The organism is Cellulophaga geojensis KL-A, from assembly GCF_000568425.1.
Classification (GTDB): Bacteria; Bacteroidota; Bacteroidia; order Flavobacteriales; family Flavobacteriaceae; genus Cellulophaga; species Cellulophaga lytica.
Genome location: NZ_ARZX01000010.1, coordinates 1 through 23,788, shown reverse-complemented (window position 1 = coordinate 23,788; position 23,788 = coordinate 1). Strand labels below are relative to the sequence as shown.

General features: G+C 31.8%; 26 protein-coding genes and 1 other RNA gene. 19 read left to right on the top strand and 8 right to left on the bottom strand.

The window, feature by feature from the left end; translation table 11 throughout:
• The first annotated feature begins 11 nt into the window (after positions 1-11).
• Positions 12-245 carry a DUF6095 family protein gene (locus tag KLA_RS09025; protein ID WP_013619602.1) on the top strand — a complete coding sequence of 78 codons (234 nt, stop codon included), beginning with the start codon at positions 12-14 and terminating at the stop codon, positions 243-245.
• 75 nt (positions 246-320) lie between these two features.
• On the opposite strand, the gene rny is transcribed toward KLA_RS09025, so the two are convergent.
• The 4 genes from rny to KLA_RS09010 all read right to left on the bottom strand — a co-directional run bounded on the left by rny (position 321) and on the right by KLA_RS09010 (position 2,713).
• Positions 321-1,892 carry a ribonuclease Y gene (gene rny, locus KLA_RS09020; RefSeq protein WP_013619603.1) on the bottom strand — a complete coding sequence of 524 codons (1,572 nt, stop codon included), beginning with the start codon at positions 1,890-1,892 and terminating at the stop codon, positions 321-323.
• A gap of 46 nt (positions 1,893-1,938) precedes the next feature.
• Positions 1,939-2,049: non-coding RNA, 6S RNA (gene ssrS, locus KLA_RS17830), on the bottom strand.
• Between the two features lie 60 nt (positions 2,050-2,109).
• A complete protein-coding gene (locus KLA_RS09015; protein WP_013619604.1) occupies positions 2,110-2,406 on the bottom strand; it encodes a cell division protein ZapA in 297 nt (98 codons plus the stop codon).
• A gap of 16 nt (positions 2,407-2,422) precedes the next feature.
• Positions 2,423-2,713, bottom strand: coding sequence for a hypothetical protein (locus KLA_RS09010; RefSeq protein ID WP_013619605.1), 291 nt, complete (start codon positions 2,711-2,713; stop codon positions 2,423-2,425).
• 196 nt (positions 2,714-2,909) lie between these two features.
• Between KLA_RS09010 and KLA_RS09005 the strand changes: the two genes are divergently transcribed.
• Both KLA_RS09005 and KLA_RS09000 read left to right on the top strand, forming a co-directional pair.
• On the top strand, positions 2,910-4,601 hold the full coding sequence (locus tag KLA_RS09005) for a M23 family metallopeptidase (RefSeq protein ID WP_013619606.1): 1,692 nt from the start codon (positions 2,910-2,912) through the stop codon (positions 4,599-4,601).
• Positions 4,602-4,773: 172 nt separating this feature from the next.
• Positions 4,774-5,427: a hypothetical protein gene (locus KLA_RS09000; protein WP_013619607.1), complete on the top strand. Its 654-nt coding sequence runs from the start codon at positions 4,774-4,776 to the stop codon at positions 5,425-5,427.
• On the opposite strand, the gene KLA_RS08995 is transcribed toward KLA_RS09000, so the two are convergent.
• Positions 5,424-6,572, bottom strand: a complete 1,149-nt coding sequence (locus tag KLA_RS08995) for a cysteine desulfurase family protein (protein WP_034645217.1) — start codon at positions 6,570-6,572, stop codon at positions 5,424-5,426. The two genes, KLA_RS09000 and KLA_RS08995, sit on opposite strands and share 4 nt — an antisense overlap.
• A gap of 112 nt (positions 6,573-6,684) precedes the next feature.
• Here KLA_RS08995 and KLA_RS08990 point away from each other — a divergent pair, with 112 nt between their 5' ends.
• Entirely contained in the window at positions 6,685-7,191 is a 507-nt protein-coding gene (locus KLA_RS08990; RefSeq protein WP_013619609.1) for a hypothetical protein, read from the top strand.
• 2 nt (positions 7,192-7,193) lie between these two features.
• Here the strand turns inward: KLA_RS08990 and KLA_RS08985 are convergent, their stop codons facing one another.
• Positions 7,194-7,739, bottom strand: coding sequence for a Smr/MutS family protein (locus tag KLA_RS08985; protein WP_013619610.1), 546 nt, complete (start codon positions 7,737-7,739; stop codon positions 7,194-7,196).
• A 162-nt stretch (positions 7,740-7,901) separates the two neighbouring features.
• Between KLA_RS08985 and KLA_RS08980 the strand changes: the two genes are divergently transcribed.
• Genes KLA_RS08980 through KLA_RS08970 form a run of 3 tightly spaced genes read left to right on the top strand, consistent with a single transcriptional unit; the run spans position 7,902 to position 8,817 of the window.
• Complete coding sequence (locus tag KLA_RS08980) at positions 7,902-8,150, top strand: DUF2752 domain-containing protein (RefSeq protein WP_232228769.1); 249 nt, start codon at positions 7,902-7,904, stop codon at positions 8,148-8,150.
• A gap of 18 nt (positions 8,151-8,168) precedes the next feature.
• Positions 8,169-8,495 carry a CCC motif membrane protein gene (locus KLA_RS08975; RefSeq protein ID WP_034645215.1) on the top strand — a complete coding sequence of 109 codons (327 nt, stop codon included), beginning with the start codon at positions 8,169-8,171 and terminating at the stop codon, positions 8,493-8,495.
• Between the two features lie 10 nt (positions 8,496-8,505).
• Positions 8,506-8,817 (top strand): CCC motif membrane protein, encoded by a 312-nt coding sequence (locus KLA_RS08970; RefSeq protein WP_013619613.1) that lies wholly within the window; start codon positions 8,506-8,508, stop codon positions 8,815-8,817.
• 78 nt (positions 8,818-8,895) lie between these two features.
• Here KLA_RS08970 and recQ read toward each other — a convergent pair whose 3' ends face one another.
• On the bottom strand, positions 8,896-11,097 hold the full coding sequence (recQ, locus tag KLA_RS08965; RefSeq protein ID WP_013619614.1) for a DNA helicase RecQ: 2,202 nt from the start codon (positions 11,095-11,097) through the stop codon (positions 8,896-8,898).
• A 196-nt stretch (positions 11,098-11,293) separates the two neighbouring features.
• Here recQ and KLA_RS08960 point away from each other — a divergent pair, with 196 nt between their 5' ends.
• The 4 genes from KLA_RS08960 to lptB all read left to right on the top strand — a co-directional run bounded on the left by KLA_RS08960 (position 11,294) and on the right by lptB (position 14,243).
• Positions 11,294-12,259: an SIS domain-containing protein gene (locus tag KLA_RS08960; RefSeq protein WP_013619615.1), complete on the top strand. Its 966-nt coding sequence runs from the start codon at positions 11,294-11,296 to the stop codon at positions 12,257-12,259.
• Positions 12,259-13,101, top strand: coding sequence for a twin-arginine translocase subunit TatC (gene tatC / locus KLA_RS08955; protein WP_034645214.1), 843 nt, complete (start codon positions 12,259-12,261; stop codon positions 13,099-13,101). The genes KLA_RS08960 and tatC overlap by 1 nt, the downstream gene beginning before the upstream one ends.
• Entirely contained in the window at positions 13,082-13,438 is a 357-nt protein-coding gene (locus tag KLA_RS08950) for a carboxymuconolactone decarboxylase family protein (RefSeq protein WP_013619617.1), read from the top strand. Before tatC ends, KLA_RS08950 begins: the two co-directional genes overlap by 20 nt.
• 64 nt (positions 13,439-13,502) lie before the next feature.
• Positions 13,503-14,243, top strand: a complete 741-nt coding sequence (gene lptB, locus KLA_RS08945; protein ID WP_034645320.1) for an LPS export ABC transporter ATP-binding protein — start codon at positions 13,503-13,505, stop codon at positions 14,241-14,243.
• A gap of 8 nt (positions 14,244-14,251) precedes the next feature.
• Here the strand turns inward: lptB and KLA_RS08940 are convergent, their stop codons facing one another.
• Entirely contained in the window at positions 14,252-15,007 is a 756-nt protein-coding gene (locus tag KLA_RS08940; protein WP_034645212.1) for a CDP-alcohol phosphatidyltransferase family protein, read from the bottom strand.
• Between the two features lie 168 nt (positions 15,008-15,175).
• On the opposite strand from KLA_RS08940, the gene KLA_RS08935 reads away from it, so the two are divergent.
• The 8 genes from KLA_RS08935 (at position 15,176) to secA (ending at position 23,749) form a co-directional block, all read left to right on the top strand.
• A complete protein-coding gene (locus KLA_RS08935; protein ID WP_051456074.1) occupies positions 15,176-16,354 on the top strand; it encodes a DUF4105 domain-containing protein in 1,179 nt (392 codons plus the stop codon).
• 13 nt (positions 16,355-16,367) lie between these two features.
• Positions 16,368-18,242 (top strand): ABC-F family ATP-binding cassette domain-containing protein, encoded by a 1,875-nt coding sequence (locus KLA_RS08930; RefSeq protein ID WP_034645211.1) that lies wholly within the window; start codon positions 16,368-16,370, stop codon positions 18,240-18,242.
• Positions 18,243-18,254: 12 nt separating this feature from the next.
• Positions 18,255-18,728 (top strand): hypothetical protein, encoded by a 474-nt coding sequence (locus tag KLA_RS08925; RefSeq protein ID WP_034645209.1) that lies wholly within the window; start codon positions 18,255-18,257, stop codon positions 18,726-18,728.
• 31 nt (positions 18,729-18,759) lie between these two features.
• A complete protein-coding gene (locus tag KLA_RS18485; protein WP_013619623.1) occupies positions 18,760-18,891 on the top strand; it encodes a hypothetical protein in 132 nt (43 codons plus the stop codon).
• Between the two features lie 5 nt (positions 18,892-18,896).
• Positions 18,897-19,247 carry an SdpI family protein gene (locus KLA_RS08920; RefSeq protein WP_034645207.1) on the top strand — a complete coding sequence of 117 codons (351 nt, stop codon included), beginning with the start codon at positions 18,897-18,899 and terminating at the stop codon, positions 19,245-19,247.
• Between the two features lie 3 nt (positions 19,248-19,250).
• Positions 19,251-19,826 carry a cob(I)yrinic acid a,c-diamide adenosyltransferase gene (locus KLA_RS08915; protein ID WP_034645205.1) on the top strand — a complete coding sequence of 192 codons (576 nt, stop codon included), beginning with the start codon at positions 19,251-19,253 and terminating at the stop codon, positions 19,824-19,826.
• 134 nt (positions 19,827-19,960) lie between these two features.
• Positions 19,961-20,185 (top strand): DUF2795 domain-containing protein, encoded by a 225-nt coding sequence (locus tag KLA_RS08910; RefSeq protein WP_013551418.1) that lies wholly within the window; start codon positions 19,961-19,963, stop codon positions 20,183-20,185.
• Positions 20,186-20,386: 201 nt separating this feature from the next.
• The gene (secA, locus tag KLA_RS08905; protein WP_034645204.1) at positions 20,387-23,749 is read left to right on the top strand and encodes a preprotein translocase subunit SecA; all 3,363 of its coding nucleotides are present in this window, start codon (positions 20,387-20,389) and stop codon (positions 23,747-23,749) included.
• Positions 23,750-23,788 lie beyond the last annotated feature (39 nt).

The window sequence follows — 23,788 nt, the reverse complement described above, 5'->3', positions numbered from 1 at the left end:
TACTTTAAAATATGCCCACAACACAGTCTGACTCTTTTTACAAAAGCATTAAGTTTTTTGGACTAACAGTATTACTTATGTTTTCTGGCCCTGGAGCTATATACGAGGCCTTTAAAAACGAAAATCATCCTTTATATTTACCTGTACTTATACTTGGTTTTATTTTGTCTTTAGCTGCTTTAGGGCTTTTCTATTACAGTTTACGCTTAATGATGACAGCAATTTTTGGAAAGAGAAAAAAGTAACTTACTTGTTACATTTAGATATTAAAAAAAGCCTCCAATTGGAGGCTTTTTTTTAATATCTAAAACTATAAATTACTATTTAGCTACGTTAACTGCTCTTGTTTCACGTATTACAGTAACTTTAACTTGACCTGGATACGTCATATCAGTTTGTATTTTTTGAGAAATTTCAAATGACAATTCTGCCGCCTTGTCATCATTTACTTTTTCGCTCTCTACAATAACACGCAACTCTCTACCAGCTTGTATTGCATATGCTTTTTGTACTCCTACAAATCCAAAAGCAACTTCTTCTAAATCTTTTAATCGTTGTATATAAGAATCTAAAACTTGTCTTCTTGCCCCTGGTCTTGCACCACTAATAGCATCACAAACTTGTACAATTGGCGCTATTAGAGTTTTCATTTCAATTTCATCATGGTGGGCACCAATAGCATTACAAACATCTGCCTTTTCTCCGTACTTTTCTGCCCATTGCATACCTAAAATAGCGTGTGGTGTTTCTACCTCTACTTCTGTGTTTGGCACTTTACCAATATCATGTAGTAGACCTGCCCTTTTAGCTGTTTTTGGGTTTAAACCTAACTCTGCTGCCATTACACCACATAGTTTAGCAACTTCTCTTGAGTGTTGCAATAAGTTTTGCCCATAAGAAGAACGGTATTTCATACGCCCAATTGCTCTAATTAACTCTGGGTGTAAACCGTGAATACCCAAGTCTATAATTGTACGCTTACCAACTTCTACAATTTCTTGCTCAATTTGTTTTTCTGTTTTACGTACCACTTCTTCAATACGTGCAGGGTGTATACGGCCATCTGTCACCAATTTATGTAAAGACAAACGTGCTACCTCTCTACGTACAGAATCAAAACAAGAAAGTATAATAGCTTCAGGAGTATCATCTACAATAATCTCTACCCCAGTTGCAGCCTCTAAAGCTCTAATGTTTCTTCCTTCTCTACCAATAATACGCCCTTTAACATCATCTGACTCTAGGTTAAAAACAGATACACAGTTTTCTACTGCTTCCTCTGTTCCTATACGCTGTATAGTATTAATTATAATTTTCTTGGCATCTTGTTCTGCAGTAAGTTTAGCCTCTTCCATAGCTGTTTGCATAAACGCCATAGCATCTGACTTAGCTGTTTCTTTTAAAGAATTTACCAATTGCTCTTTAGCCTCATCAGCAGACAAGCCAGAAATCACCTCTAACTGCTGTACCTGGTTTTTATGCAACTTATCTAACTCAGATCGTTTTTTCTCTAAATATTCGTTCTTATGATCTACAGACTGTAGCTTAGACTGTAGTTGGTCATTTAACTTTTTACTTTTTGCAAGCTCATTACTAACCTGAGATTCTTTATCTCTAGTTCGTTTTTCTGCTTCAGACATTTTTTTATCCTTAGCAATAATAACTTTTTCATGTTCTGCTTTAAGTTCTAAAAACTTTTCTTTTGCCTGTAGTATTTTATCTTTTTTAATGCCTTCACCTTCGGTTTTAGCATTTCTTAGTATTGATTCCGCTTCTAACTTAGCACTAGCAATTGTTTTAGAGGCTTTGCCTTTCTCTAAAAACTTGGCTATTATAAAACCAATTGCCAAACCTACTATAGTTCCTATAATTATAAATGTAATATTCTCCATGGTTGTTTATATATATTAAAAAACCCACATTGGGGGTGTTTTGTACAAACTCCTATAAAACAGGATTAGGGCTAACAGCATGATCAAGGATCCTTATACTAGTAAGGCCTGCTTTTACAAACTAAACTCACCCTTTAAAAACAAATTAATGTTGAGTTTGTCAAAAAAATACCAATGTGGGCAGTAATTTAATGTTATGTAATGAACGTATTCTATATTATATAGAGCTCAGCTTAGATTCTACAATGTGTTCTAATGCTTTTAAACGCTTAGTAACTTCTGTTGTGTCTTCTTGTTTATCAATACTTTTTTGCTCTATTTTAGAGGCAAATTGTAAGGCACACATTGCCAATACATCTTGTTTATCTCTAACGGCATAATTTTGCTCAAACTTTTTTGCAAGCTGCTCTATATTTTTTGCAGCTTTACGTAAACCTTCTTCCTGACTAGGATCTATAGTTAACGGGTAAACCCTGTCTGCAATAGAAAGTTTAATTTTTAGCTTTTCTGCCATAAGTATTAATATTACATTATTCAGCTAGTTGAGCAATACAATGGTCTAACTCTCTAATTAATGTATTTATTTTTAGCTTTGCTTCTGTTTTATTTTTATTACTGCCTAGCATAGAATTTGCAAGTTTAAGAGCATTATACTTTTCTTCCCATTCTAAAACCAAATTAGAAGTTGCTGCTTGCTCTTTTTTAAGCGAAAGTAACTCTTCATACAACCTAGTATTTGCTTGCTTTAACAACTCCATCTTATGAAGTAGCTTGCTAACTTTGTTTTCTAAAGAATCAACAATTTCAACTAATTCGCTCATTTACAAAAATCGATGCATTTATCACAAAGTTAACATAGATTAAACTAGTTCGCAATACTTTTTTCAATTATTCTTGTAAAGAATTAAATATTAGCACTTAACCCTCTGTAATAAGGTGTTTTGGAATTTTTAAAGCATATTAGTTTTTTTCAATTAAACGGGATTGGTTATTTTCGTATCAACTTTAAAAATACTTATGAGAATTTACGCATTTATAGCTGCATTATTTTTACTTACTTCTGTATACGGACAAGAGAAATATCCTCAAAATAAATTTCAGTCACCATTAGATATCCCTTTAATTTTGGCTGGTAATTTTGGCGAGTTACGCTCTAACCATTTTCATTCTGGTATAGATATAAAAACCCAACAAAGGGAAGGATTAGCTGTTTATGCTATTGATGATGCTTCTGTTACGCGTATTAAAATATCGCACTGGGGATATGGTAAAGCTCTTTACATAACTCACCCTAGCGGTTACACCTCTGTGTATGCGCATTTGCAAAAATTTTCTCCTAAAATTGAAGAGTACATCAAAAAAATACAATATAAGAAGCAATCATATCAAGTAGAGACTTTTCCTGATTTTGGAGAGCTTAAAGTTAAAAAGGGAGAAGTTATAGCTTACTCTGGCAATACAGGTGGTTCTTCTGGTCCGCATTTACATTTTGAAATTAGAAGCAATACTACCAGCAAACCTACAAATCCGCTTTTATATGGTTACGATATTAGAGACGCAACAGACCCAACAATTTTAAACTTATACGCTTATCCACTAAGTAATGATGCACAAATTAACCGTAGCGCAAATAAAACTCAAATTAAATTTAAGAGGCAAGCAGACGGATCTTATTTGGCAGATAAAGTTTATGCCTCTGGTACTATAGGAATTGGCTTTAATGGTTATGACAGGCAAGATATGGCTGCAAACAAAAATGGTATTTACGCTATAGAACAGTTGGTAAATGGTAAAACATACTCTAAATTTAAGTTTGATTCTTTTTCGTTTGCAGAAACAAGATATATTAACACATTAATAGACTACCAACACTACGGTAAATATAGCCAGCGCATTGTAAAGTGTTTTAAAGACCCTAGTAATAAACTTAGTATTTATTCTGATTTACATAACGATGGAAAAATTGTTGTAAACAATGGACTTACCTACAATGTAGAGTTGCTATTAAAAGACTGGGAAAACAACACTACAAAAATAATTATTCCTATTGAAGGCAAAGTACAAGAGCTAAAATCACCCAAAAAAGTTGCTACTACAGATAATTACTTAATAGCAAAAAAACCAAACAATTACAATTTAGAAGGGGCAAAAGTATATTTTCCTGCTAATACTTTTTATAACGATTTCTATATCGATTTAAAAAAAGGGAAGGATACCGTAAAAATTCATAATAACGAAGTACCTGCACACCGCAATTTTACAATAACCTTTGATGTTAGTAAATACTCTGATACTGAGAAAAAACAATTATTTATTGCTAGACTGAATAGCAAAAACTTACCTATACACGCAACTACATATAAAAGAGGAAATACCTTTACTACAAGAACAAAAAATTTAGGCACATACACCCTTGCTAAAGATACTATTGCACCTGTTATTACGCCTAAAAACTTTAAAGCAAAACAATGGCTAAACAATTACAAATATTTAAGCCTTAAAATTGTTGATGATTTAAGTGGTATTGACACTTATAATGCCTATATAAACGGAGAGTGGGTTTTAATGAGTTATGAATACAAAACAAATACAATAACTTATAATTTTGATGATAAAATTCTTAATAAAAAAGAATGCAATTTAAAAGTTATTGTTACAGATAATGTAGGCAACAGTACTACATATGAAACTACTTTTTATAGAAAATAACACTGCAAAAGTAAAAGGTTAACTTAAAACAATTAATTTAATAAAATACACACCTAAAATAACAATAGTTTAAAAGATTAAAAGCTTATAAGTTTAGTAATTTCATATACTTTTGCAAAAATAAAGTGTCATAAACTTTAATACGGCAGTGTAATTACAGAGAATACAAAAAATGAAAAAAACATTACTTTTTATAATATTACTATCTTTTTGTGGAGTACAAGCGCAAAAAAATATATACGAGAACAAACATTTTGATGCCATTAGCAAAGACCATAAAGTACTGGCAATTATTCCGTTTTTAGCCAATTTGGAGCTAAAAGATAACATTACAAAAGAAAAACTAAAAGAGTTAGAAGAAAAAGAAGGCTACGCTGTACAAAATGCACTAGAGACTTATTTTTTAAGAGGTAAAAAAAAGAAGAAGTACGCTGTAGAATTTCAGAATATAAAAAACACTAATGCCTTACTAGCTAAAAACAATATTACATTTAAAAATATAGACATACACACCACTAAAGAACTAGCCAAGCTACTAAATGTAGATGGTATTATTAGTGGCAATATAGATTTAAATGTACTTTTATCTAACGGAGTATCTACATCTTTTAATTTCTTTGATTATTTTGATGGAAATGCAAATTATGGGCGTATTGGCATAAAAGTTAGTGATGGAGACTCTGGCAAACTATTATGGAAATACGAAAAGGAAATTAACAAGAAGACTGGCAAAAACACCATAGACCTTATAGATGGTATGATGAAGAAAGCTACTCGTAAATTTCCTTATGATAAAGAAAGAGTTAAAAAGAATAAGAAAAATTAACTCTCTACAAACTCTTTTAATACTTGTATAGTATAATCTAACTCTTGCTTGGTATTGTATTTAGAGAAAGAAAAGCGTACCGACGGTTTTTGTAAATCTTCATTAGACAACACCTCTGTTAATACGTGAGACCCTAAGCTGCTTCCAGATTGGCAAGCACTACCTTTAGAACACCCAATACCTTTTAAATCTAAATGAAATAAAAGCATTAAACCTTTTTTCTCGTCTACAGGTAAATTTACGTTTACCAAAGTGTATGTACTTTTATCTATATCACCAGACAACCCGTTAAATTTAACCTCAGGAATTTCTGTTTTTATTTTATCAATAAAGTATTGTTTAAGCTCTGTAACATAAGCCTTTTCTTCATCTAAATTATTATAAGACATTACAAAGGCCTCTTCCAAACCAACTATATTATGGTATGGTTCTGTACCCGCTCTAAAACCACGTTCCTGAGAGCCTCCAAATATTAGTGGCTTAATACCTTTATCCTTTTTTATATAAGCAAAACCAATACCTTTTGGACCGTGAAATTTATGAGCAGCAGCAGTTAAAAAATCTACTGGAGTTTGTTGTACATCCCAAGCATAATGACCAACAGACTGTACAGTGTCTGAATGAAATAAAGCATTATACTCTTTACACAATGTACAAACTGCATCAATATCTAACTTGTTGCCTATTTCATTATTAACGTGCATAAGACTCACTATTTTTTTAGTATCATCTTTTGCCAATAACTCTTTTAAATGTATTAAATCTGGATTACCGCTAGCATCTAAATTTACGTAATGCAATGCAATACCGTATTCTTTTTCTAATTCCTCTACTGTATGTAAAACAGCATGGTGCTCTATTTTAGAAGTAATAATAGTACGCACATCTAAATCTCTTACTGCTCCACGCAAAATCATATTATCTGCCTCTGTACCACCAGATGTAAAAATAATTTCTGCTGGGTGTGCGTTTAAGTATTTCGCAATTGTTTTGCGTGTTTTTTCTATTGCAGTTTTAGCTGTTCTACCAAAACTATGTGTAGAAGATGGGTTCCCGTAACATTCTCCTAAAGCGTCTTGCATTTTTGCAATAACTTCTTCTCTTACCTGTGTTGTAGCTGCGCTATCTAAATAAACTTTTTGCATCAGAATTTATCAAAAATTATAATCCCCCAAAAATAGGGGATTTAAAATTAAATAATTCTAAAAAACGTTAAAATCTACATCTAATCAAAAGAAAAACTTTTACATTTGGAGTATGAAGAAATATTTCCTTTTTAGTGCTCTTTTTGCATTACTTTCATGTAGTGATGGAGACTTGCAGATAGAAACTTTAGATTTTAGCACTGTAACAGCTCAAAACTGTGGTACACTTAGTGTTGATACTGAATTATTTTTTAAGATAAATGATAACGAAACTTTGATTTTAACATTAGCCTCTGGTTTATTAAAAAATGAAGTTTCTGAAGCTGAAATAACAAGTGCAATACCAGAATCTTCTCAACTAACATACCGTACATTTTCTGGCACCGTATCTAGTAGTTATTTTTGTGATTCTCCACCACCTGCAACACCTACAGTTTTAGAAGAAATTAACGCAGAAAAAGGAACTATTACTATAAACACAGTTGCTGGAGAAACAGAAGGCACCTTTATACATACCATTAAACTTAAAGATATTACACTAAACAATAGTGATGATACACGTATAACAGATTTAAATATTGAAGATTTTGCTGTAATAACAACAACAGTTCCTCAATAATTTTAATTCTGAAAAATATAAACTTCAGTAGCTCCTAGTCCGTATTTTTGATAATCTGCGTCATAAAACTTTAAATTATCATATTTATTAAATAGGTATTGCAACTCTTCCTTAAGCACTCCCTCACCCACTCCGTGTATAAAAACAACTTTTTGTATTCTTTTTTGAATAGCAAAGTTTAATTGACGTTTAGCTGTTTCTAACTGTAAATTAAGCATATCAAAATTACCCATTCCTTTGCTAGACTTTACAAGCTGATTAATGTGTAAATCTACTTCCATTTTAGGAATATTTCGCTCTTTTGGTTTTATTGCTGGTTTATTTTTACGTTTTGGCTGCTCTTTTTCTTGTTTAATTTTAGCCACTTCATAATTAGATACTCTTATTGTATCTGCATTTGCAATTTTAATTAGCTCTTTAGCTAAATAAGATATTTCAAAACCCAAATCAGTTTCAATGGTAATATTATCACCAACTACGGCAGTAACAGTACCTGAAATAGTATCATCTAAAACCTCTACTTTATCACCAATGCTAAAATTCTTCATACCTAATTCTTACATCTTTTACCTCTTAATTTTAAAAAATAATAAGACGTTTATTTTCTTTCCACAAAAATAGTAGTATTTTTCCAGTTCAAAAATAGATTACAAACCTAAATGCCATTACCTAGACTAGAATTTAACATTAATGACTATATGCTCCCTTGTATGAACAAGAAGCTTTTAGGTGTAGACTGTCCTGGTTGTGGTATACAAAGATCTATAGCATTAATATTACAAGGAGACTTTAGTGGTGCTTTTCAAATGTACCCAGCAATTTATTCACTACTATTTTTATTTGCGTTTGTAGCAGTAAACTATTTTTACAAAATAAAAAACGCTGGTAAAATTATAACCGCTTTAGCAATTATTAATGTAGCATTAATAATGACTAATTATATATACAAATTTATTTAACCAATTACTTTTAAAATTATGGAACAAGAAAAATTACCAAATGGCACAATGATTATAGTATTAGGCGTACTAGGCTACCTTTGTTGTTGTTTAGCTGGTCTAGGTATTATACCTTCTGCTATTGCTTACTTTATGGCAACTAAAGCCGAAAAAATTTATGCTGAAAACCCTGACGGATATGACAATGCAAGCCAAATTAAAACAGGTAAAATTGTAGCATTAATAGCTGTTATTTTAAACGTATTAATGATAGTTAGATGGGTTTATGTTATTGCAACTGGTGGCCTCGAAGAAGGTATGAATCAATGGCAAGACGTTATGGACCAAATGGAAGCTGGACAATAACCAATAAATTATGAAAGAAGAATTACCTGGTGCTAGTAGCGCTATGACAATGGGAATAATTGGCTTAATTGCAACTGTTGCATGTTGCGGACCTCTTGGAGCTATTTTTTGTTTTATTAGTTTATCTAAAGGTAAAAAAGCAAGATTACTTTATGAGCAAAATCCAGGCCAATACACAGGAATTGAAAATGTAAAAACCGCGAAGATTTTATCTATCATAGGATTAGTTATAGCGGCCCTATATCTTGTATTTATAATACTATACTTTGGAGTTATAATAGCTGCCATTACAACAGGAAGTATGGATGGTATGCAATATTAAACTACAATAGATATATTGATAGCAAAAAAATCCCAATACATATGTATTGGGATTTTTTATTTTAAGTTTATTTGTAAACTAGTTTGCTACTTCACTAATAAATTTTATTCTATATAAACGTAGCTCTTCATCTTCATAGTCACCATCAAACTCTTCTACAGCAGCATCAATATTATCAGATTCTGCCTCTAAAAAGTAATCGTGTATTTCTTCTTGTTGGTCTTCATCTAAAGTTTCATCTACCCAATAAGTAATATTTAGCTTTGTACCACTATATACTATTTGTTCCATTTCTTTTATCAACTCTGCTAACTCTAAACCTTTAGCATCTGCAATATCTGTTAATGGTAATTTACGATCTACGTTTTGTATTATGTACAGTTTTAAAGCAGAATTAGCTCCTGTACTTTTAACCACCAAATCATCTGGTCTAACAATATCATTATCCTCTACATACTTAGCTATAAGTGCTAAAAATGGTTTTCCGTATTTTTTAGCTTTACCTTCTCCTACTCCATGTATGTTAAGCATATCTTCCATACTGGTTGGGTACTTAAGCGCCATGTCATCTATAGACGGATCTTGAAAAACTACAAAAGGAGGTACACCGTGCTTTTTAGCTTCAGACTTTCTAAGTTGCCTTAACAACTGTGCAAGCTCTTTATCTGCTACACCACCAGAACTTTTTGCTGCACTCACAATAGCATCATCATTTGCTTGGCTATACACATGATCTTTTGTCATTAAAAATGATTTTGGCTCCTTGGCATAATCAACACCCATTGGTGTAACACGTAAAATTCCGTACTGTTCTATTTCTTTACGTAAATAACCAGCAACTAAAGTTTGGCGAATTAAAGCCATCCAATAACCGGCATCTTTATCTTTACCAATACCAAAAAATGGTTTTTCATTGGTTTTATGCGAAGTTATTAGTGCATTTTTTTTACCAATTAAGGTATTTACTATTTCCTTAGATTTAAATTTTTCTTTAGTGCCTTGTACCACACTAATAAGCTTAACTACATTTTCTTTGGCTTCTACTTTTTCTTTAGGAGTACGGGTGTTATCATCCATATCTGCTCCTTCTCCATTAACCTCGTCAAATTCCTCTCCAAAATAATGAAGAATAAATTTTCTACGAGACATAGATGTTTCTGCAAAAGCAACAACTTCTTGCAGCAATGCATTTCCAATTTCTTGTTCTGCAACGGGTTTCCCAGACATAAATTTCTCTAGCTTTTCTATGTCTTTATAAGAATAAAAAGCCAAACAATGTCCTTCTCCTCCATCTCTACCTGCCCTACCAGTTTCTTGGTAATAGCTTTCTAAACTTTTAGGTATATCATGATGTATTACAAAACGCACATCTGGCTTATCTATACCCATACCAAAGGCAATTGTTGCAACCACAACATCTACCTCTTCCATTAAAAACATATCTTGATAACGAGACCTTGTTTTTGCATCAAAACCAGCGTGGTAAGGCACAGCACTAATACCATTAACTTGTAATACCTGTGCTAATTCCTCAACTTTTTTACGACTTAAGCAGTATACAATTCCAGATTTACCTACGTTTTGCTTTACAAAACGTATTATATCTGCTTCTATATTCTGAGTTTTTGGTCGTACTTCATAAAATAAATTAGGCCTGTTAAATGATGCTTTAAATAGTTTAGCATCTGCAATCCCTAAATTTTTTACAATATCTTCTTGCACCTTTGGTGTAGCTGTTGCCGTTAAACCTATCATAGGTATATTGTCTCCTAGCTTACCAACAATGGTTTTTAAATTTCTATATTCTGGTCTAAAATCATGTCCCCACTCAGATATACAATGGGCTTCATCTACCGCTACAAAAGATATTTTTACAGATCTTAAAAACTCCACATACTCTTCTTTTATAAGAGACTCAGGAGCTACATACAATAATTTAGTTACACCGTTTACAATATCTTCTTTCACCTCTTTTACTTGAGTTTTAGTTAAAGAAGAATTTAAAACGTGTGCAATTCCGTGTTCAGAAGAGATACCACGTATGGCATCTACCTGATTTTTCATCAAAGCTATTAGAGGTGAAACAACAATAGCTGTACCTTCTTGCATTAACGCTGGTAACTGATAGCAAAGCGATTTGCCTCCGCCAGTTGGCATTATAACAAACGTATTATTACCCTTAAGCAAGTTATTGATGACACTCTCTTGTAATCCTTTAAATTTTGTGAATCCAAAATGTTTTTTTAAGGAAGCGTGCAAATCAATGTTAGAGTTACTCATAGTATTGTATAGTGGTTGTGTTTACTGTTTTAAATAAAATAAAATTCAAGATACTCAAATTTTAGGAATCCGTACAAAATTTAAGGCAAATTTAATTTCAATCAAATTACTGTATCACATAAAAATAAGTTTACGTAATTTTGTATTCTTAAAGATAATACATCTTTTTTAAAAGAACACATAATTTAAGATTACATTGAGCAACTCCAAAACAATTATAGATATTGCTAAGCGTACAATTTCTAATGAAGCTGATGCTATTAAAAACTTATCTAACCTACTAGATACCAATTTTACAGATGCTGTAAATACTATTTACAACTCTAAAGGAAGATTAATAATATCTGGTATAGGTAAAAGTGCCATTATAGCGCAAAAAATTGTGGCTACTTTAAACTCTACTGGTACACCATCTATATTTATGCATGCTGCAGATGCCATACACGGCGACCTTGGTACTGTTTTAAAAGATGATGTAGTTATTTGTATTTCTAAAAGTGGTAACACACCAGAAATTAAAGTTTTGGTACCATTAATTAAAAGAGGTGGAAACGTATTAATAGGAATGACAGGAAATACAGACTCTTTTTTAGCACAACAGTCTAACTATGTATTAAATACATATGTAGAAAAAGAAGCTTGCCCTAATAATTTAGCACCTACCACAAGTACAACCGCACAATTGGTTATTGGTGATGCAATTGCCGTTTCTTTATTAGAACTTAAAAGATTTACAAGTAAAGATTTTGCCAAGTACCACCCAGGTGGTGCATTGGGTAAAAAACTGTACTTGCGTGTAAATGACATTGTAAATAACAACCAAAAACCAGAAGTTAAAACAAATACACCTGTTAAAGAGGTTATTGTAGAAATTTCTGAAAAAATGCTTGGCGCAACAGCAGTTTTAGAAAATGATAAAGTTATTGGTATTATTACTGATGGAGATATTAGACGTATGCTTAATACGTATGATAATATTGGAAACTTAACCGCTAAAGACATCATGTCTAAAAATCCTAAGACAGTAAATACAGATGTTTTAGCAGTTGATGCATTAGAACTAATGCAACAACAAGAAATATCTCAATTGGTTGCTGTAAAAGATTCCAAATACGTTGGTTTATTACATTTACATAACTTAGTAAACGAAGGCATTTTATAATGGCAAAAAGTAAAAAAAACCCGGACGAAATGTCCTTTTTAGACCATTTAGAAGAACTTAGATGGCACTTAATTAGATCTACACTAGCAGTTGTAATTATTGGTATTGTTGCATTTGCAATGAAAGAATTTATTTTTGATACCGTATTATTGGGACCTAAAAAAATGGATTTCCCTACCTATAAATTCTTTTGTTCTATAGCTACGTATTTTGGAATGGAATCTAGTTTTTGTGCAGATACCCTACCTTTTACCATACAAAGTAGAACTATGGCAGGGCAGTTTTCTGCTCATATATGGACCTCTATTTGGGCTGGTTTTATACTTGGCTTTCCTTATATTTTATATGAAATGTGGCGTTTTATTAGTCCAGGCTTGTATGAAAAAGAACGTAAAAATTCTAAAGGTTTTATTTTTGCCGCATCATTTTTATTTTTCTCTGGTGTGCTTTTTGGTTACTATATTGTAACTCCTTTCTCTATTAACTTTTTAGGCACATACCAAGTTAGTAAAGAGGTATTAAATGAATTTGATTTAAGCTCCTTTATATCTACCGTAAAAGCATCTGTAATTGCTTGCGGTATAATGTTTGAGCTTCCTATAATAATATACTTTTTAACAAAAGTAGGCTTAGTTACTCCAGAAGTGCTTAAAAAGCATAGAAAAATAGCATTGGTTGTAGTATTAATAGTAGCTGCTGTTATAACTCCTCCAGATGTTGCAAGTCAAATTGTAGTAACAATACCCGTTTTAATACTATATCAAATTAGTATTTATATTTCTAAAAGAGTGTTAAAAAATGAAGCTAAAAAACTAGGTAAGAATGTCACAAAATCCAGTTAAAGAATTTAACGAGTACCGTTCTAAAATGAACGAAAAAATATTAGCAGATAAAAACAAGGTTATTAATAGAATTTTTAACCTTGATACTAATGCATACAGCAAAGGAGCCTTAGATGTAAAAACTAAAGAACTACTAGGACTAGTTGCTTCTGCGGTTTTACGTTGCGATGATTGCGTAAAATACCATTTAGAAAGTTCGCACAGAGAAGGTGCTAATAAAGATGAGATTATGGAAACACTTAGTATTGCTACCCTTGTTGGTGGTAGTATTGTTATTCCGCATTTAAGGCGTGCACACGAGTATTGGGAGGCTATAGAAGCTAACCACGAAGGTTAAAAAAAAGGTAAATCTTCTCTGTTTACAAAAAGAATAACTTAGATTTGGATATTCTATGGAAAAAATGAAGCTTAGAGCAGACAATATAATGAAGTCCTATAAAGGACGACAAGTAGTAAAGGGAATATCTTTGGAAGTAAACCAAGGAGAAATTGTTGGTTTGTTGGGCCCAAATGGTGCCGGTAAAACAACTTCTTTTTATATGATTGTTGGACTCGTAAAACCTAATGGTGGTAATATTTATTTAAATGATATGAATATTACACAATTTCCTATGTACAAAAGAGCACAAAACGGAATTGGCTATTTGGCACAAGAAGCTTCAGTTTTTAGAAAGCTTAGCATTGAAAAAAATATTTTAAGTGTACTACAACTTACAAAACTGAGTAAAAAAGAGCAACATATGAAAATGGAGTCTCTTATTGAAGAGTTTAGTTTAGGACACATACGTAAAAACAGAGGAGATTTACTTTCTGGTGGTGAACGTAGGCGTACAGAAATTGCACGCGCTTTAGCCACAGATCCAAAATTTATATTATTAGATGAGCCTTTTGCTGGGGTAGATCCGGTTGCAGTAGAAGACATACAGCGTATTGTAGCTCAATTAAAAAACAAAAATATTGGTATTTTAATTACAGACCACAACGTACAAGAAACTCTTGCCATTACAGAAAGGTCTTACTTAATGTTTGAAGGTGGTATTTTAAAATCTGGTGAACCAGAAGAACTAGCTGCCGATGAAATGGTAAGGCAAGTTTACCTTGGCCAAAACTTTGAGCTACGTAAAACTAAAATAGATTTTTAAAACTAAGTTTATTTAGTTCCTAATTTACTTACTACAGACAATAGTATATAAGTTACTATTATAATTGGTACCGCTAAATATTTTAGCGTTATTAGTAATACTACGCATAGTATTAAAAAAATGTAGCGAATAGCATTATCCTTAAAATTCCAGGTTTTAAATTTTAAAGCAAACAAAGGTAAATTAGCATTTAATAAATATGCGCTTAAAGCCGTAACTGCTAGTAAAAACCATTGGTTTAATATTACATCACTTAACAAAGGGAAATTTTGGTAGGCTAATATTAACGGTAATGAAATTATTAAAAGAGCATTTGCTGGTGTTGGTAATCCTATAAAAGATTCTGTTTGGTTTTCATCTATATTAAATTTAGCCAACCTGTAACCAGAAGCTAAGGTTATTACAAAACCTATAAAAGGAATTATAGACGAAATTTGAAACCCAGAGGTATAAAAATTATTTTCTACCCCTGCAAACATTGCAGAGCTCCATCCGCCTGTAGTAGACATTAATAATAATTTATACATTACTATACCTGGCACTACTCCGCTTGTTACCATATCTGCTAATGAGTCTAACTGTAAACCAAGCTCGCTCTGTACTTTAAGCATACGAGCAGCAAAACCATCAAAAAAATCGAAAAATATACCTAAGAAAACAAATAAAGCAACCATTTCAAAAAGTCCGTGTACAGCAAAAAGCACCGCTAAACAACCACAAAATAAATTTAAAAGCGTAATTAAGTTAGGTATCTGTTTTTTCATTTTTTTTAGTAAGTTTAGTGTATTGCTATATTCTTCAAAAATACAGTAATATTAGTTGCTTTGGTAAAAATAGCATTTCTTTAAAAAAAACAATTTAAAAAGCTGCTTTTTTAAAAAGCATACGGCAGTTCTTCTAATTTGTTCGATATTTGTTACTCCTAAAAAATAATGAACTTGAAAAATTACATTAAAGCTATCGTTTTTATACTGTTATTAGCTAATGCATCCTTGGCTTACTCACAAAACAGTTCTATATCTAACAATGCTCAAATTAGTGTACTTACATGTGGCTCTGGAGATGAATTGTACTCTACCTTTGGCCATAGCGCTATTAGGGTTTGGGACCCAGTTACAAGAACTGATAAGGTGTACAATTACGGTATTTTTGATTTTAACGCTCCCAACTTTTATTTAAATTTTGTGAAAGGAAAATTGCTTTTTAAAGTAAATAAGCAAGATTTTTCTAGATTTTTGTATGAGTATCAATATGAAAAAAGATGGGTAAAAGAGCAAGTTTTAAACCTTAATACCGAACAAAAACAACAGCTTTTTAATTACCTAGAAAAAAATGTAAAGCCCGAAAACAGAGATTACTTGTATGATTATTTATACAACAATTGCGCTACTAAAATTATTGAAGTTTTAAACATTTCTATTGGCAAAGACATTACTTTTAACGAAGATCATTTAGAAAAAAACTTTACATTTAGAGAGTTATTAGATCAAAAATTAAAGACAAACACTTGGTCTAGTTTTGGTATAGATTTAGCTTTAGGCTCTAAAATAGATAAACAAGCCACTATTTTACAACATACATTTTTACCGGACTATGTATGGTCTCAATTAAACAACAGTACTATAAAAAACGCTCCGTTAGTACTGTCTAACAGAACCATTTTAAAAGAACATAAAAAAGTAAATAGTATTAATTTTTTAGGAACTCCTATGTTCTGGTCGTTTTTACTTTTAGCGTTTGTAGCTTTTATTACTTACACAGATTACAAAAATCAATTATGGTCTAAATGGATAGATGCGTTTTTATTTTTTGTAACTGGCTTAATAGGTTTAATTTTAACCTTATTGTGGTTTGCTACAGACCATACTGCAACCGCAAACAACTTTAACTTGCTTTGGGCTATGCCTGTAAATTTAGTTGCGTTACTTTTGCTATTTAACAAGCAAAATAAAAAAGCAAAACTGCATATATACAGCATAATTTCACTTATATTATTACTAGTTGTACCAGTTGTACAATTAACAGGTGTTCAAAAATTTCACCCAGCATTTATTCCAATACTATTATCACTTGCCATTAGATATGCATTTATATGGCAAAAAACAAAATAACTAAAACAAACAAATGAACCTACTTACGGTTGAAAACATATCAAAATCTTACGGAGAACACGCTCTCTTTTCAAACATTTCTTTTGGTGTAAATAAATATCAAAAAATTGCTTTAATAGCTAAAAACGGAAGCGGAAAAACCTCTATTTTAAATATATTATCTGGACTAGATTCTCCGGATAGTGGACAAGTAAATTACAGAAAAGGAACTCGTGTTTCATTTTTAGAGCAAGAGCCTAATATGGATCCAGATCTAACTATTGAAGAAACCATTTTTGCATCAGACAATGAAGTTTTAAAAGTTATAGCAAATTATGAAAAAGCACTTGCAAACCCAGAAGATGCAGAAAAATATCAGCTTGCTTTTGATGCTATGGATAGGTTTGAAGCTTGGGATTTTGAAACTCAATACAAACAAATATTATCTAAACTTAAATTAGATGATGTTTCTTTAAAAGTTGGTTTACTTTCTGGCGGACAAAAAAAGCGTTTAGCAATGGCTGATGCGCTTATAAACAGGCCAGACTTATTAATTTTAGATGAACCAACCAACCATTTAGATCTAGAAATGATTGAGTGGTTAGAGGAATATTTTGCTAAGGAAAATATTACCTTATTTATGGTTACACATGATAGGTATTTTTTAGAGCGTGTATGTAATGAAATTATTGAGTTAGATAACAATACGCTATACCCATACAAAGGCAATTACTCTTACTATTTAGAAAAAAAAGAAGCCCGTTTAACACAGGAAGCAGTAGAACACCATAAATCTAAATTATTATACAAAAAAGAACTAGGTTGGATGCGCAAACAACCTAAGGCACGTACTACCAAATCTAAATCTAGAATAGATGATTTTAACGACATTAAAGCTAAGGCTCACCAACGTAGAAAAGAACATACAATAGAGCTAGAGATTAATATGGAGCGTATGGGTAGTAAGGTTATGGAGCTTGTAAAAATCTCTAAAGCCTACCCAAACAAACCTATTTTAGATAAGTTTGAGTATAACTTTTTAAAAGGTGAGCGTATTGGTATTATTGGTAAAAATGGTACTGGTAAATCTACTTTTTTAAATATAATTACAGGCACAGACCAACCAGATAGTGGAAAAGTAATTGTTGGTGAAACTATTAAATTTGGTTATTATACTCAAAAGGGTATAAAAATAAAAGAAGGCCAAAAAGTTATAGATGTTATAAGAGAATTTGGAGATTATATTCCGCTTAAAAAAGGACGTCAAATATCTGCTCAGCAATTATTAGAACGCTTTTTATTTGATAGAAAAAAACAATACGACTTTGTTGAAAAACTAAGTGGTGGTGAACGCAAAAGGTTATATTTATGTACTGTATTAATACAAAATCCTAACTTTTTAATACTAGATGAACCTACAAATGACTTAGACATTGTTACTTTAAATGTTTTAGAAAGTTTTTTAATGGATTTTCCAGGATGTTTATTAGTAGTATCTCATGATAGGTATTTTATGGATAAGATTGTAGATCACCTATTTGTATTTAGAGGCAATGCTGTTATTGAAGATTTCCCAGGAAACTATTCAGATTTTAGGTCTTATGAAGACAGTGCTGTATTAGAAAGCAGAGAAAATAAAGAGAAAGAAGCTAAAACAGAAAAAAAATCTTGGAAAACAGAAGGCAAAACAAATAAATTATCTTTTCAAGAGCAAAAAGAATACAATAACATAGAAAATAAAATAAAAAAGTTAGAAGAAAAAAAGGTTACACTACAGAATAAATTTTCTGATGCTAGCCTTAGTGGTGATGAGATAGATAAGCTATCTAAAGAACTACAACTTGTTATAGATGAAATTGATAAAAAAACAGAACGCTGGTTTGAGCTTTCTGCAATTGTTGAAGGTTAATTTTGCTTAACTATGTTTCAAACACTTGCGCATCTACGCTTTTTATTAAAAGCAACTAACCAACACGGTGTACACTCACCTTTTATATACAATTACGTTACTAAGTGTTTGTATAAAAAAGAGAAGCTACACCGTAATAAAGGTTTTAACGTTATACTAAAAAGTATTTCTTATTTTAATGTAAAAACTGCTTTTACAACAAATAAAGAATTAAAAAAACATGTAAAAAACAACATAAATTATACCAATACTAATGTAGACTTTGGGTATTTAAACACTCCAGATTTAGCTGTTTTTAATAGCATTAACTACCATAATAATACTATGGTTTTTATACATAATATTTATAAAAACAAACAAACAGAGCAAGTTTGGGAGCAAATAAAATTACTAAACAAAGTAACTGTTACAGTAGATGTTTTTTATGGTGCTGCTGTATTTTTTAGAAAAGAACAAGCTAAAGAGCATTTTAAAATAAGATTATAATTCTGTATTTTTAAATTTATAAAAATTGAAAATGGACTACACTACTTTTATTGTTTGCGGAATTGTATTAATTATTTTTCTTGTGGTTAATTTTAGAAATAAAAAGAAAAGCAAGGAAAGAAAATCTCGTAAATTTATGAGTAATTACAAACGTAAAGAGTAAGCAATTTGGATTTTAGCAACCCATTATTTCACATTCCTCTTGGCTCTGGCAGCTTATTTATAATCGTTGGACTTTTTCAGTTTAAATTTCCTCCTAAAAAAATAAATAACCTATATGGTTACAGAACTAGCAAAGCTATGTTAAACCAAGACAGGTGGAATTTTGCGCAAAAATATTCATCAATACAATTAATAAAAATTGGTTTTTTACTTGCATTATCATCTCTATTTAGTATTCTATATCAACCTAAAAAAGAAATTGCAGTTGTTATTAGTATAGCGCTATTGCTTACAAGTATTATTACTTTAGTGTTAAAAGTAGAAAAAGCTATAGACTCAAAATTCAAAGAAGAATAACATATGAAAATATATACAAAAACAGGAGATAAAGGAACTACTGCCCTATTTGGCGGCACTAGAGTTCCCAAACATCATTTACGTATAGAATCTTACGGTACTGTAGATGAACTAAACTCTTGGATGGGACTTATAAGAGACCAAAAAATTAATAACCACTACAAAGATATTATAGCTACAATACAAGATAAATTATTTACCGTTGGTGCTGTTTTGGCTACAGATCCAGAAAAAATGGTACTTAAAAACGGAAAAGAAAGGCTAAATATTGAAAAAATTAGCAACGCAGATATTGAACTATTAGAGCAAGAAATGGATAAAATGAATGAATCTTTACCACAGATGACACATTTTATTTTACCTGGCGGACACACAACCGTGTCATACTGTCATATTGCACGTACTGTTTGCCGTAGAGCAGAACGTTTAGCATCTCATTTAAACGAGAACGAACCTTTTGAAGCAAATGTTTTGTCATTTATCAATAGATTGTCCGACTACTTATTTGTACTCTCTAGAAAACTAAGCAAAGACCTAGATGCAAACGAAATAAAGTGGATTCCTGAGAAGAAAGACTAATATTTACATTATTTTAACGTTATCAACATATTGAATATCAACAATTTTAAAAAAATAAATTAAAAAACTACAAAAAAACTTGCTTTTCTTGTTTAAAAATTTATTTTTGCAAAAAATTAAAATTAACTATTACCATGTATTGGACATTAGAACTAGCATCTTATTTAAGTGATGCGCCTTGGCCAGCGACCAAAGATGAATTAATAGATTACGCCATAAGAACTGGTGCACCATTAGAAGTTGTAGAAAATTTACAATCTATGGAAGAAGAAGGTGGAGAAATCTACGAGTCTATTGAGGAGATATGGCCTGACTATCCTACAGAAGAAGATTACCTCTGGAATGAGGATGAATATTAAATAAAGAATTACACAAAAAAGTCTCCTTGGAGGCTTTTTTTTTATGTAATTTTGGCAGACGCAGTTGGCTATTTTATGCTTTTTTAAAACTGGAATACCTTTTGCGTAACAAATTACATTCCGCATTTTTTACGGAACATTAATCTAAATAGTTGAATGTGTTTACTTTGTAAACCACAGACTTTATAAATTATAATACATATGAGTTTCATTAATTCCGTGCTAAAGGCCTTTGTTGGTGATAAAGCCAAAAAAGACGTTAAGCAATTACAGCCAATAGTTGATAAAATTAAAGCCTTTGAACAAAGTTTAGAAGCTATTAGTCTAGATGAGCTAAGGGCAAAAACAGTAGAGTTTAAAGAAAAATTAAAGGCAGACACAAAAGAGTTAAATGAACAAATAGAAGCTCTTAAAATTGAAGTAGAGTCTTCTACAGATATAGATAAGAACGAAGATCTTTACTCAGAAATAGATCGTTTACAAGAAGAAGTATATAAAACGTTAGAAAAATCACTTTCAGATCTTTTACCAGAAGCTTTTGCTGTTGTTAAAGAAACTGCTAAACGTTTTACAAATAACACTACACTTACAGTTACTGCTACAGAATATGACAGGCAGTTGTCTGGTATTAAAGACTATGTTAGCTTAGAAGGTGACAAAGCCGTATGGCAAAATTCTTGGGATGCTGCAGGTAAGCAAGTAACTTGGGATATGGTACATTATGATGTACAGCTAATTGGTGGTATTGCACTACACCAAGGTAAAATTGCAGAAATGCAAACTGGTGAGGGTAAAACCTTAGTTGCTACATTACCAGTATACCTAAATGCACTTACTGGTAATGGTGTACACCTTGTAACCGTTAACGATTATCTGGCAAAAAGAGATAGCGCGTGGATGGCACCAATATTTCAGTTTCACGGATTTACTATAGATTGTATAGATTATCACCAACCTAATTCTGATGCCCGTAGAACTGCATACAACGCAGACATAACCTATGGTACAAATAATGAATTTGGTTTTGATTATTTGCGTGATAATATGGCTCATAAACCAACAGACCTAGTACAGCGTCCGCATAATTTTGCTATTGTAGATGAAGTAGATTCTGTGTTGGTTGATGATGCACGTACACCATTAATTATTTCTGGTCCTGTACCCGAAGGAGACAGACACGAGTTTAACGAGTTAAAACCAAAAGTTGCAGACATTGTACAATTACAAAAACAATACTTAACTGGTGTTTTAGCAGAAGCTAAAAAATTAATAAAAGAAGGTGACACAAAAGAAGGCGGTTTTTTATTACTGCGTGTATACCGTGGATTACCTAAAAACAAAGCTCTTATTAAGTTTTTAAGTGAAGAAGGTATTAAGCAATTATTACAAAAAACTGAAAACTTTTACATGCAAGACAACAACCGTGAAATGCCTACGGTAGATGAAGAGTTGTTATTTGTAATTGATGAAAAAAACAATCAGATAGAGCTAACAGACAAAGGAATTAAACACATCTCTGGAGATGTAGACAGTAATTTCTTTGTAATGCCAGATATTGGTTATGAAATTGCACAGATAGAAAACCAAAATCTAGATATAGAAAAAGAAGCTGAACTTAAAGAAGAGTTATTTAAAGACTTCTCTATTAAAAGTGAGCGTATACATACAATGAACCAATTACTTAAAGCTTACACTCTTTTTGAAAAAGATGTAGAGTATGTAGTAATGGATAATAAAGTAATGATTGTAGATGAGCAAACTGGTCGTATTATGGACGGTCGTCGTTACTCAGATGGTCTACACCAATCTATAGAAGCTAAAGAGAATGTAAAAATTGAAGCAATGACGCAAACATTTGCTACAGTTACATTACAAAACTACTTTAGAATGTACAACAAGCTTGCTGGTATGACTGGTACAGCCATTACAGAAGCTGGTGAATTTTGGGAAATTTACAAGTTAGATGTTATGGAAATACCAACTAACAGACCAATTGCTCGTGACGATAGAAACGATTTAATTTATAAAACAAAAAGAGAAAAATACAATGCCATTATAGAGGAAGTTACACAACTATCTAACTCTGGCAGACCGGTACTTATTGGTACAACTTCTGTAGAAATATCAGAATTGTTATCTAGAATGTTAACCATACGTAAAGTACCACACAATGTACTTAACGCTAAGTTACATAAGAAAGAAGCAGATGTAGTTGCACAAGCAGGTAATGCTGGTATTGTAACTATTGCAACCAATATGGCAGGTCGTGGTACCGATATTAAATTATCTACAGACGTTAAAAATGCTGGTGGTTTGGCAATTATTGGTACAGAGCGTCACGATTCTAGACGTGTAGATAGGCAGTTACGTGGTAGAGCTGGTCGTCAAGGAGATCCAGGAAGTTCTCAATTTTATGTTTCTTTAGAAGATAACCTTATGCGTTTATTTGGTTCGGATAGAGTTGCTAAAATGATGGATAAAATGGGCTTAGAAGAAGGCGAAGTTATTCAGCACTCAATGATGACAAAATCTATAGAACGTGCACAGAAAAAAGTTGAAGAAAACAACTTTGGAGTACGTAAACGTTTATTAGAGTATGATGATGTTATGAATGCCCAAAGAGAGGTAATTTACAAAAGAAGACGTCATGCATTACAAGGAGAGCGTTTAAAATTAGATATTGCTAATATGATTTATGATACCTGCGAGTCTATTGCAGAAGGTAATAAAGCTGCTAGCGATTATAAAAACTTTGAGTTTGAATTAATTAAGTATTTCTCTGTTACAGCTCCTATTACTGAAGATGAGTTTGCAAAAATGTCTACTCAAGATATTGCTAGCAAAACTTATAAAGTAGTATACGAGCATTACCAAAATAAAATGGAGCGTAACGCCGCTACTGCATTTCCGGTAATTAAGAACGTATATGAAGATGCTGCTAATAATTTTGAACGTATAGAGGTTCCTTTTACAGACGGTATTAAAGCACTTAAAATAGTTACCAACCTTAAAGAGGCTTACGAAAGTAACGGTAAACAATTGGTTAACGATTTTGAAAAGAACATTACACTTGCCATTGTAGATGATGCTTGGAAAACCCATTTACGTAAAATGGATGAGCTAAAACAATCTGTACAATTAGCTGTTCATGAACAAAAAGATCCGCTATTAATTTACAAGTTTGAAGCTTTTGAACTTTTTAAGTCTATGGTAGATACAGTAAATAAAGATGTAGTATCATTCTTGTTTAAAGCAGAGTTACCAACTGGTGACACATCAGACATACAGGAAGCAAGAACCGTAAGAAGGCCACAAGCAAACTTACAAACTACAAAAGAAGAAATACCTAACAGTGATGAGTTAGCTGCACAAAACAGAGCTGCAAGTCAAACACAAGGTAATAGACCACAAGTAACAGAAACAATTACTAGAGAAAGACCAAAAATTGGTAGAAATGACAGAGTTACAATTAAAAATGTAATGAATGGCGAATCTAAAGTTGTTAAGTTTAAACAAGCAGAGCCTTTATTAGCAAGAGGTGAATGGGTACTGGTTGAAGAATAAACCAGTACTATGACTAGTCCTAAATAATCGATACAGATT

Excerpts from the sequence above, each read along its gene's own strand:
- KLA_RS09025 (WP_013619602.1), top strand. The coding sequence starts at position 12 with ATGCCCACAACACAGTCTGACTCTTTTTACAAAAGCATTAAGTTTTTT.
- rny (WP_013619603.1), bottom strand. The coding sequence starts at position 1,892 with ATGGAGAATATTACATTTATAATTATAGGAACTATAGTAGGTTTGGCA.
- KLA_RS09015 (WP_013619604.1), bottom strand. The coding sequence starts at position 2,406 with ATGGCAGAAAAGCTAAAAATTAAACTTTCTATTGCAGACAGGGTTTAC.
- KLA_RS09010 (WP_013619605.1), bottom strand. The coding sequence starts at position 2,713 with ATGAGCGAATTAGTTGAAATTGTTGATTCTTTAGAAAACAAAGTTAGC.
- KLA_RS09005 (WP_013619606.1), top strand. The coding sequence starts at position 2,910 with ATGAGAATTTACGCATTTATAGCTGCATTATTTTTACTTACTTCTGTA.
- KLA_RS09000 (WP_013619607.1), top strand. The coding sequence starts at position 4,774 with ATGAAAAAAACATTACTTTTTATAATATTACTATCTTTTTGTGGAGTA.
- KLA_RS08995 (WP_034645217.1), bottom strand. The coding sequence starts at position 6,572 with ATGCAAAAAGTTTATTTAGATAGCGCAGCTACAACACAGGTAAGAGAA.
- KLA_RS08990 (WP_013619609.1), top strand. The coding sequence starts at position 6,685 with ATGAAGAAATATTTCCTTTTTAGTGCTCTTTTTGCATTACTTTCATGT.
- KLA_RS08985 (WP_013619610.1), bottom strand. The coding sequence starts at position 7,739 with ATGAAGAATTTTAGCATTGGTGATAAAGTAGAGGTTTTAGATGATACT.
- KLA_RS08980 (WP_232228769.1), top strand. The coding sequence starts at position 7,902 with ATGAACAAGAAGCTTTTAGGTGTAGACTGTCCTGGTTGTGGTATACAA.
- KLA_RS08975 (WP_034645215.1), top strand. The coding sequence starts at position 8,169 with ATGGAACAAGAAAAATTACCAAATGGCACAATGATTATAGTATTAGGC.
- KLA_RS08970 (WP_013619613.1), top strand. The coding sequence starts at position 8,506 with ATGAAAGAAGAATTACCTGGTGCTAGTAGCGCTATGACAATGGGAATA.
- recQ (WP_013619614.1), bottom strand. The coding sequence starts at position 11,097 with ATGAGTAACTCTAACATTGATTTGCACGCTTCCTTAAAAAAACATTTT.
- tatC (WP_034645214.1), top strand. The coding sequence starts at position 12,259 with ATGGCAAAAAGTAAAAAAAACCCGGACGAAATGTCCTTTTTAGACCAT.
- KLA_RS08950 (WP_013619617.1), top strand. The coding sequence starts at position 13,082 with ATGTCACAAAATCCAGTTAAAGAATTTAACGAGTACCGTTCTAAAATG.
- lptB (WP_034645320.1), top strand. The coding sequence starts at position 13,503 with ATGAAGCTTAGAGCAGACAATATAATGAAGTCCTATAAAGGACGACAA.
- KLA_RS08940 (WP_034645212.1), bottom strand. The coding sequence starts at position 15,007 with ATGAAAAAACAGATACCTAACTTAATTACGCTTTTAAATTTATTTTGT.
- KLA_RS08935 (WP_051456074.1), top strand. The coding sequence starts at position 15,176 with ATGAACTTGAAAAATTACATTAAAGCTATCGTTTTTATACTGTTATTA.
- KLA_RS08930 (WP_034645211.1), top strand. The coding sequence starts at position 16,368 with ATGAACCTACTTACGGTTGAAAACATATCAAAATCTTACGGAGAACAC.
- KLA_RS08925 (WP_034645209.1), top strand. The coding sequence starts at position 18,255 with ATGTTTCAAACACTTGCGCATCTACGCTTTTTATTAAAAGCAACTAAC.
- KLA_RS18485 (WP_013619623.1), top strand. The coding sequence starts at position 18,760 with ATGGACTACACTACTTTTATTGTTTGCGGAATTGTATTAATTATTTTT.
- KLA_RS08915 (WP_034645205.1), top strand. The coding sequence starts at position 19,251 with ATGAAAATATATACAAAAACAGGAGATAAAGGAACTACTGCCCTATTT.
- KLA_RS08910 (WP_013551418.1), top strand. The coding sequence starts at position 19,961 with ATGTATTGGACATTAGAACTAGCATCTTATTTAAGTGATGCGCCTTGG.
- secA (WP_034645204.1), top strand. The coding sequence starts at position 20,387 with ATGAGTTTCATTAATTCCGTGCTAAAGGCCTTTGTTGGTGATAAAGCC.